This is a genomic window from Candidatus Schekmanbacteria bacterium, from assembly GCA_003695725.1.
GTDB lineage: Bacteria > Schekmanbacteria > GWA2-38-11 > GWA2-38-11 > J061 > J061.
The window spans coordinates 1-9503 of the sequence record RFHX01000233.1; the positions used below are offsets into that span (position 1 = coordinate 1).

The window sequence follows — 9503 nt, forward strand, 5'->3', positions numbered from 1 at the left end:
AAATAAAAGAGAGCGGAAAATTGACAAGATTTTCCGCTTTTTTTTTGTATAAATTTTTATTTTTCATATAAAATATTATAGGAAAAGAAGAAACTTGTTTTTTCAAAAAGAGGGAAGAAAGTTGCCGAATAAAAAAATTCTTTTAGTTGATGATGACACAAAACTTGTTTCGATGGTTAAAAATTATCTTGAAAGGGATGGCTATAAAATTATTCCTGCCTATGATGGTGAGAAAGCTTTGGAGCTTTTCGATAAGGAAAATCCTGACTTTATCATTCTTGACCTGATGCTTCCCAAAGTTGATGGTTTAGATGTGTGTAAAGAGATAAGAAGCAAATCTAATATTCCAATTCTTATTCTTTCTGCCAGAGGAGAAGAAACAGATATTGTCGTAGGGCTTGAAATTGGGGCAGATGATTATTTGAGCAAACCTTTTAGTTTGAGAGAACTTTCAGCTCGCGTGAGGGCTCTTTTAAGAAGGTCTTCCAAATCAGGTGTCAAAGAAAAAACCAAGAAAGAATTTCTCAAGTTTTCTACATTCTCAATAGATTTCAAGAAGCATGAAGTGATCGTTGATAATAAAAAAGTCGATCTCACTGCCACTGAATTTGCTCTATTAGCTCTCTTAGCGATGAATCCGGGTAGAGTTTTCACAAGAGATCAGCTTTTAGATGAAATAAGAGGCAGAGAACTCACACCATTTGACCGTTCAGTAGATATTCATATCAGCCATCTTAGACAAAAAATCAATGATACTGCCAAAGAGCCACAATATATCAAAACTGTCTGGGGTGTTGGATACAAATTTGAGGACAGTGCTCAGGAATGAGAATAGGTATCTATTGGAAAGTTATTACAATTTTCCTTTTATACATCTTTTTTTCAACAATTATTATTCTTCTTATATATCATTTTACAGAATCTCCGGAATCGATTTCTGTCGATATACGGTCAGCAGTTATCAAGGATTCCCTTTTGACGGCGCAAGACCTTTCTCGAATGATAAAAAAATCGGGCAAAAAGGGACATTATGAAGCTCTTGACAACCCCTCAATAAAATACTTCCTAGAAAAGACAAATAGAAAAATCAGATTGTCAAATATAGCGGGAAAAGTCCTTTATGATTCCGTCAAAGGGAGAGTCTATGGCGGAAATGTGATAAATTATGACAAAATATCAGAAATCCTCTCCAAAGGTATTCTTATTGAAGGTGGTTATAGCGGCTGGTTTCGCAGTACAGTGGAAGTATATGTTCCCATTAAAGTAGATAACGAAGTTTTGGGTATATTGCAGATAAGTTATCCAAAAATAAGTGAAAAAAGGGTTCGTTCAAACCTTAAATATGGAATTCTTGTTGAAGTTGCAGTGATATCCCTTCTTGCGCTATTTTTCTCGCGGCTTATTACTGCCCCTATAAAAAAACTTGAGACTGCAACAAAAATGGTGACTGACGGAAATCTCGGTTATCAGGTTGATATTAGGACGAATGATGAAATAGGCGGACTTGCCAAAGATTTTAATGAAATGTCTAAAAAACTTGCTGATATGACTCGCCAACGAATTGAATTGACTGCAGATATTTCACATGAACTACGCTCTCCACTTGCTAGGATTAAAACTGCAGCTGAAATGATGACACTTGACCGAAATAATCCTCAACAGTTGGAAAAATATCAGCAGACAATATCTCAAGAGATTGAAGAATTGAATATTCTGATTGAGGACCTTCTCGAGCTTTCCAAACTCGAACTTGATAAAGTAGAGCTTAATTTGGAGTATTCAAATCCTTCAAATATAATTTCAGAGATTATAGACAGAGTAAAACCATTGGCAGAAAAAAAAGATATCAAAATAGAATATAAGCAGGACAATAATACACCAAATATTATGCTTGATATTCACAGAATGAGACGAGCTCTTAGCAATATAATTGAAAATGCAATAAAGTTTACAAATCAAAATGGACATATTATTATTGCAGAATCCTTCAAAGGTGATTCACTAACTATCAGTGTAGCTGATGATGGAGTAGGAGTGCCGGAAAGCGAATTGTCATCGATATTTGAGAGATTCTACCGCATAGATAAATCACGTGCGCGTCAGACTGGAGGGACAGGGCTTGGTCTAGCGATTGCAAAATCGATAGTTGAAAGGCATGGAGGTAAAATTGTTGCAAGGAAATCAGATATGGGAGGACTTGAAATAGTTATTTCAATTCCTACTCCGGGTTTTTCAAAACATTCTTTTATTTAATACTTTTTTCAATATCTGCCGCAAAGGAGATAGCGCCTCTGAAACCAAGATGTGTCGCACAATTTCCATAAGCATTTACAGATACAGTAGGGATATTGAGAGGCAGGATTCTGTTTTTTGTCATTCGATTCCCAATGAATAGGTCAGGTTTGTTTTCTATTAGAAACTTTTCCTGTTCGATGTAATTTTGCCCCGTAAATATCCAAGGATTTTCACCGTATTTATTTAGAATTTCTTCTAACCTCCCAGCTTCTTCCAAATCATAATGATAGAATCCAATACCTATGGGTTTCATTCCAAGTTCAAGGCAAAATTTTAATATTGATAGAACTCTTGGTGCTCCACCTGATATAAAGAGGCGTTTATTTTTTAATCTTGCAGATATTTCTTTAAATTCTTTTTCTGATTTCAAAGCTTCTTCCTCTATCTTTGCAGCCGCTTTTTTGCTGCAGCCTGTTTTTTCAACAATTTCGATAAACCATCTTCTGCTTTCTGAAATTCCAATCGGCTGAAGCCCTGAAACATATTCCATTCCAAACTTTTCTTTCATCATTTTTGCATAAAATCTTCCTCCTGAACCGCATAAAACTGCATTTATTATTGCAGAAGATGATTTACGAATTTCTTCAATTGATGAATAATAAGGAATAAAACGCACTGAAATACCTGCCATTGAAAGGACTCTTTTTATTTCTTCCATATCATTTTTAGTTATTGATGCCATATTTATAACATTTACAAGTTGTGGAACTTTTTCTTCCTTTTCTACTAATGACATAAGCTGACTATATGCAAAATGGTATCCCTTTTTCCAGTTTAACCCTTTGATACCGGCGCAATTGATTGCTTTTACTTTTTTCCCTGTTCGCTTTTGGACATTTTTAACAACAGACTCTACATCATCACCTATAATTGCAGTAGAGCAAGTGCTGAAAACCCAGACGACTTCAGGTTTGAGACGGTTATGGATTTCCAATATTGCATTGAAGAGCTTTTCTTCTGCGCCAAAGACAATATCATCTTCGACAATCTTTGTGGTAAATGCTCTATTTTCAAAGGGATTGCATAATTCAGTTGAAATTTCACGGATGTCTTTATAAAGGAAGGATACGACATTCCGATGCATTGAGCATCCAGAAGGCCCATGGACAAGGCAAACTCCCCCTTTTATCCGATACAGCATAGTATATGCCGCATACATAGGGCACAAAGTAACGAGAGGGCTTTGAAGGGACTGACAATTAGAAAGGTTTGATACTTTTTTGTTTTTTATTTCTTCAAAAAAATCTTTAGCGGTACCGGAAAAACATTTAGTTTCCGTTGGGTTTAAATTTATTCCACATTCAACTCTGTTATTCATAGCATAACCTAAGTCTGAGAATTTCAGAAATTTACAGTTATCTGCTTTTAGTCAGAATTAAAAAATAGTCAACAAAGAGAAGAATGGAATAGGATTTAACATTGTTTTATGCTCTACCAAAAATTAGGCAAGCTGAATAACATCAAGCCGTTGACATTTCTACTTTGCCTTTACAATCGCTAATCTATTCGTTGACTTGCCAGCTTATTTCAGTTAGATTTAATATACAATCTAAAAATAGAAGGTGAGATTATGTTTGGACTTGACTCTTCTCTTATCCCGGAAGGGAGTGTATTGTTTCTGGTTCTAAAAGCCGGATTGGTGGTAAAAATTGTAATCTTAATATTATTATTGATGTCAATAATATCATGGGCAATTATCTTTTCCAAAAGCGTCACTTATAGAAGGGCGGCAAAAGAAACTGAAAAGTTTCAAGAATATTTTTGGAAAAGCAGGGATCTGAATAGTGTTGATGATAATATTTTACAGTTCAAATATTCTCCTGTTGCTCAGGTATTTCACACTGGCTATCAGGAGTTTCGAAAAATAAATGGACAAAAAAATTCGTCCGCCCAAGATGAAAAAGATAATACAGTCTCTCCAAGAGGAATGATTGCCGGCAGTGCAGATGGAATCGATAACATAAGCAGGGCATTAAGGCGGGCAACTGTTTCAGAGATTACTAAACTTGAAAGTGCGCTTACTTTCCTTGCTACGACAGGAAGCACAGCTCCCTTTATAGGTCTTTTTGGTACTGTATGGGGCATTATGACTTCATTCCATGGGATAGGATTAAAAGGGTCAGCTTCTCTTGCAGTAGTTGCGCCTGGAATTTCAGAAGCATTGATTGCAACAGCTATCGGTTTGGTTGCGGCAATACCGGCAGTAGTTGCCTATAATTATCTTTTGCGGCGAGTAAGAGTTTTTTCCAGCCAGATGGACAATTTTTCCTCTGATTTTCTGAATATCATTAAAAGATATCTTATGCAGGATTCAGGAAGGCAGTAATTATGGAGCCAATGAAATCTGAGATGTCAACTTTGTCGGATATCAATGTTACTCCCTTTGTGGATGTAATGCTCGTACTTCTTGTCATTTTTATGGTTACAGCTCCTATGCTTTTTCAAGGTGTCGATGTTGATCTTCCGGAGGCAAATTCAAAACAAAATGTTGAGTTGAGTAATGAGGAATTGATATTAACGATTACCGCAAATAAAACTATCCTTCTAAATAAAGAACCTGTTTCTCTTAAAGATTTACCTTCAAAACTGCGAGAATTATCAGAAAAGAAGAATGCTAAGAACCTTTATCTTCGTTCAGATAAAAATGTGCCTTATGGTTTCGTAGTAAAGATAATGGCCGCAGCAAGAAGAGCTGGTATATCGCGGTTGGGAATGGTAACTGAGGAGGAACAGGAAGGCATTGAATAATGAAAGATAAAAGAAATGCCTGCGCTAAAAATAGAGAAGAAATACATCTTTGTATCATTTATAATCCATTCTTTGGTGCTTTTGTTGTTAGTATGGTTTTCTGATTTTGGTTCACGTCTCTATATTCCTGTTGATGCTATATATGTGGATATTGTCCAACAACCTAAACCTGTTATCAAGGCAGTTGCAAAGAAAGAAATAGACAAGATTGAGAGGAAACTTGATGTAAAAGAAAAGAAAATTGAAAAAAAAGACTTGATGAAAAATGTAAAAAAAGAAGCCAAAAAAAAGATAGTACCTCCCCAAAAAAAAGCAGCTGTAAAGAAAATCGTGCCGCCGAATCCCCAAAAAAAATTGCCGCATAAGGAAAAAAATGAAACAAGGGCTCCACAGGAAGAAAAAAAATATTCTACTGAAGAGGATTTCAAGAAAATGATGGAAAGCATCGAGAGTATTTCAAAGGAAGTTGAAAACAAGAGAATAGCGGAAAAGAAAAGAGCAATCGCATTGCGTACGAGCAGGGAATTGAAAGGCAGTATCGAAGATATGAGATTTCGCCTATATTATGACAGAATTTGGTTTAAGATAAAAGAATCTTGGATTCTTCCAGATATTCCGGAGGTTGATGAAAGCAAATTAACTGCAATTGTTTTAATCAAGATTAGAAAAGACGGTGAGATAATTGAGAGAAGTTTTGAAAAGCGTTCAGGAAATTATATTTTTGACAATTCTGCAATGAAGGCAATTATCAAGGCGAATCCATTACCTCCTGTGCCTGAGGGATTAGCAGACGATATATTAGAAGTAGGGGTGAGGTTTATACCGGAATGAAGAATAAGAACAGAGAATTTTTGAAAAGAGCGATTTTGTTTTTTATCTTTCTATTTTTATCCTTTAATACAGTATTAGTGAAGGCGAAGGTTTATATCGATATCAATTCCCCTTTTCTGAGGAAGATACCTGTCATCATTGGAGGATATATTTTAGATGATGAAGAATCGAGCAAAAAACTTAGAGAAGAGACAACTGCGGTGCTGAAAGATGACTTGGATTATTCTGGTTATTTTGATGTCAAAGAAATCCTTTATTTTAAAACAGTATTGGAGAAGGAGAATTTCCAGAAACTACCTGAAGACATTGATGCATCCATCTATATAAACAGTAAAATTACATATCAGAACAATATATTGACTGTAGAATTTCGTCTTTATGATGTAGTGGAAAAGAAATTTGTTTTAGGACGCAGGTATCGTGGAAGGGCAGAGGATGTAAGAAGAATCTCTCATCGCTTTGCTGACCAAATATTAGAGAAAGTAACTGGTGTAAGAGGTCCTTTTGAATCAAAAATTGCCTATATATCTGAAACAAAGGGTAAAAAAAGACTTATCGTTTCTGATTATGATGGTTCAAACAAAAAGGTAGTAAGAGAAAACAATACAATCATTGCTTCACCTGTATGGTCTCGCGATGGCAAAAAACTTGCATATACATCTTACAGAAGCGGTAAGCCGTCTCTTTATATCGCAGATTTCAGCACCGGCAAAGAGAAAAGAATTCCTCTTCCGGGCACTTTGCCATTGGCAGGAGATTGGTCGCCATCGGGAAATAAATTGGCGATAACAATAACGATTGACGGCAATCCTGATATCTATATTTTAAATTTGGATAGTAATAAGATAGAAAAAATCATTTCAAGCAGATATATAGATGTTTCCCCATCCTTTTCACCTGATGGAACAAAAATTGCTTTTACATCAAACAGGCATGGAAGTCCGCAGATTTTTGTCAGTGACTTGAATGGTAGAAACATAAGAAGAGTGTCGTATGAAGGAAGTTATAATGCTGATCCTGCATGGTCCCCTGAGGGTGACAAGATTGCATTTTCATCGAGAAATAATGGCAGATTTCACATTGCCGTCGTCAATCGCGACGGCACCGGTTTGCGTTATCTTACAGAAGGATTGGGCAATGATGAGGCTCCTTCATGGTCGCCTGATGGTAGATTTATTACTTTTACATCGAACAGAAATGGTATATATAAAATATATATAATGAGTTCGAATGGTACTAATCAAAAAAAGATTGGTGCTAAAATAGGAAAAGAAACAGAACCGCACTGGTCACTGAGAAAATCATATAGAGGAACCTTTTAATATGTGGGAGGAATAATATGTATTTGAAGAAAGAAAGTCGGTTGTTATTGTTTTTTATCATAGCATTGTCTTCTTTATTCCTTATTTCTTCTTGTGCAAAGAAAGAGGTTGTCAAAGAGACACCTTCACCTGCTCCTGAAACAAAGAAGGAGGAAGTTGCACCACCTCCGGAAGAGGTAAAAGAAGAAGCGCCCGTTGAAGCAGAAGAGGAGATAGATGAGGAGGCATTGAGAGAAGAACTTATCAAAAGGATTTCATCACAGATTGAAGATGTGTTCTTTGCTTTTGACAGATACGATCTATCAGAAATGGCAAAGAAGAAGCTTGAAAAAAATGCTGAAGTTTTGAAAAAGAATCCCTCTGTCAATGTGCTAATTGAAGGACACTGTGATGAAAGAGGCACCGTTGAATATAACCTCGTTCTTGGAGAAAAGAGAGCAAATGCAGCCAAGGAGTATCTTGTCAATCTTGGGGTGGATAGCAGCAGAATAGATACAATCAGCTATGGCGAAGAAAGGCCCTTTGATCCGGGGCATAATGAGATTGCTTGGGCAAAGAATAGGCGCGCTCATTTTGTTATTAAATAGAACGAGGCACAAGTTCTAAATTTTCATAAATAGAAACCAAAGCATAAAAAATGGTTCTGACAGGTGTATTTTATGAATAAAAGTTTTGAACAGATGGAAATGAAAATTTCCATATCATTTTTTATTTTTTCTTTAATCTTTTTCTTTACTGGATGCGCTTTGAAGCAGGATGTTGACCTTTTAAGAAAGGATGTCAAAGATATAGAAGAGCGTTTAGATAAAATAGAAAAGAAAATTTCTACACTCGATGCAGAAACCATATCAGCTCAATTTGAAGAAAAGATTTCTGATATCAGAAAAAGACAGGCAGAGTTTTCTGCAGATATAGAAAACTTGTCTGTGGATATAGCAGAGATTAAGGGAAAGATTACAAGCACAAAAAAAGATGATGAAAGTGAAAAAGAAATCAGGCAGGAGCTTCTAAATCTGAAATCGGAAATTAGAAACCTTTCAGAAAAGATTGCCTTCGTTAAGGAATCTGATAAAACCAAAGGTAAAAAAAAAGCAAAAAAGGATGAAAAGAAAGAATCTATAAAAACTGTAGCTGAAGAAGAATTGAAACAGATTCAATCTTTTTATGAATCTGCATATAGTGAGTATTTAAATGCCAACTATCAAGAGTCCTTACAAAAATTTAATGACTTCATAAAGAAATTTCCCAATAGCGAGTATGTCCCAAATGCAATGTATTGGATAGGTGAGTGTTATTATTCTCAGGGGAAATATAAAGAAGCCATAGCCGAATTCGGTAAACTCATAAAAAAATTTCCCTCTTCATCAAAGGCGCCGGCAGCTTATTTGAAAATTGGTTATTCCTTCCTTAAAAATAATGATAAAAAGTCTGCTTTAAATGCATTTCGTGTCACTATCGATAAATTTCCGGGAACAAAAGAAGCAGAAAATGCAAAAAAGATGATTATGGAAAATCAGGAAAGAAAATAGGTTATTGAGATACCGGCTTCATCAATTGGCCGCAACAGTATATTTTTCCGCTTCCTACTTTTAATATTTCTACTTCTCTTTTGCAGATATTACAGCGCAGACGCATTCCAACTTTATATTTTATTTCATTATTATTATTCATATTCATCATGTATATTCTTTACTTTCATTTCTTCATTACAACATATCAAACTTGGACCTGAACCCCATTTAGGGTCATTAAGCTTAACAATCTTTACTGTCATTCCGCATTTGAGACATATTAGAACTTTTCCAATCCAATCAACCATTTTTGGACCTCCCTAATTTAAGGGAAATTTACAATCTCTTTTCAATGTAAGCTTTTTCTTTCAGAGACTCAATAAAATTTTTCAAAATTTTTTCACTCTTCTCTGAATAAAGAATATTTTTGATATCTTCACTTGCTTCTGCAAAGGGTTTGAGAGAGTCTCCTTTTTTCTTTAGAAGTTTGATAATATGAAATCCATCTTGTGTCTCAATTAACATACATTCATTCTGCTTCAAGTCAAAAGCATCCTGAAATCCTTCTGCTAATTCTTCTTTTTTAAAACTTCCAAGATACTGATATTTTATTAGTTCAAATTCATTTTCATATTCATTTTCTAAATCTTGGAGAGGAATCCCATTTTTTGCCTTGATAAGCACCTCTTCGATTTTATCTTTCTCTATACCGTTATTTTTGTCTTTAGCTATTACAAGCTGGGCAAGTGTTGCTTCTCCCTTTATTGTGAAGAAATCAATGTGCTTATTATAGTAC

At 35.2% G+C, this 9503-nt stretch carries 11 protein-coding genes; 8 read left to right on the plus strand and 3 right to left on the minus strand.

From position 1 onward, the window contains the following. The first annotated feature begins 121 nt into the window (after positions 1-121). Together D6734_09015 and D6734_09020 are read left to right on the plus strand one after the other, a co-directional pair. Positions 122-829, plus strand: coding sequence for a DNA-binding response regulator (locus tag D6734_09015; protein RMF93898.1), 708 nt, complete (start codon positions 122-124; stop codon positions 827-829). Then, positions 826-2253, plus strand: a complete 1428-nt coding sequence (locus D6734_09020; GenBank protein RMF93889.1) for a sensor histidine kinase — start codon at positions 826-828, stop codon at positions 2251-2253. Before D6734_09015 ends, D6734_09020 begins: the two co-directional genes overlap by 4 nt. Here D6734_09020 and D6734_09025 read toward each other — a convergent pair. Further along, a complete protein-coding gene (locus tag D6734_09025; protein RMF93890.1) occupies positions 2246-3613 on the minus strand; it encodes a hypothetical protein in 1368 nt (455 codons plus the stop codon). The genes D6734_09020 and D6734_09025 overlap by 8 nt on opposite strands. Before the next feature lie 252 nt (positions 3614-3865). On the opposite strand from D6734_09025, the gene tolQ reads away from it, so the two are divergent. From tolQ to ybgF, 6 genes are all read left to right on the plus strand, one after another. Then, on the plus strand, positions 3866-4621 hold the full coding sequence (gene tolQ / locus D6734_09030; protein RMF93891.1) for a protein TolQ: 756 nt from the start codon (positions 3866-3868) through the stop codon (positions 4619-4621). A 2-nt stretch (positions 4622-4623) separates the two neighbouring features. Beyond that, entirely contained in the window at positions 4624-5043 is a 420-nt protein-coding gene (gene tolR / locus D6734_09035; GenBank protein RMF93892.1) for a protein TolR, read from the plus strand. Positions 5044-5058: 15 nt separating this feature from the next. Then, complete coding sequence (locus D6734_09040) at positions 5059-5874, plus strand: TonB family protein (GenBank protein RMF93893.1); 816 nt, start codon at positions 5059-5061, stop codon at positions 5872-5874. Then, positions 5871-7196 (plus strand): Tol-Pal system beta propeller repeat protein TolB, encoded by a 1326-nt coding sequence (gene tolB, locus D6734_09045; GenBank protein RMF93894.1) that lies wholly within the window; start codon positions 5871-5873, stop codon positions 7194-7196. The genes D6734_09040 and tolB overlap by 4 nt, the downstream gene beginning before the upstream one ends. Positions 7197-7213: 17 nt before the next feature. After that, positions 7214-7783, plus strand: a complete 570-nt coding sequence (pal, locus tag D6734_09050; GenBank protein ID RMF93895.1) for a peptidoglycan-associated lipoprotein Pal — start codon at positions 7214-7216, stop codon at positions 7781-7783. Positions 7784-7855: 72 nt separating this feature from the next. Beyond that, on the plus strand, positions 7856-8725 hold the full coding sequence (gene ybgF / locus D6734_09055; protein RMF93896.1) for a tol-pal system protein YbgF: 870 nt from the start codon (positions 7856-7858) through the stop codon (positions 8723-8725). A gap of 1 nt (position 8726) precedes the next feature. On the opposite strand, the gene D6734_09060 is transcribed toward ybgF, so the two are convergent. Further along, the gene (locus D6734_09060; GenBank protein RMF93899.1) at positions 8727-8867 is read right to left on the minus strand and encodes a desulfoferrodoxin; all 141 of its coding nucleotides are present in this window, start codon (positions 8865-8867) and stop codon (positions 8727-8729) included. A 176-nt stretch (positions 8868-9043) separates the two neighbouring features. Beyond that, positions 9044-9503 (minus strand): hypothetical protein (locus tag D6734_09065; protein ID RMF93897.1); only part of this gene is annotated, 460 nt, incomplete at its 5' end.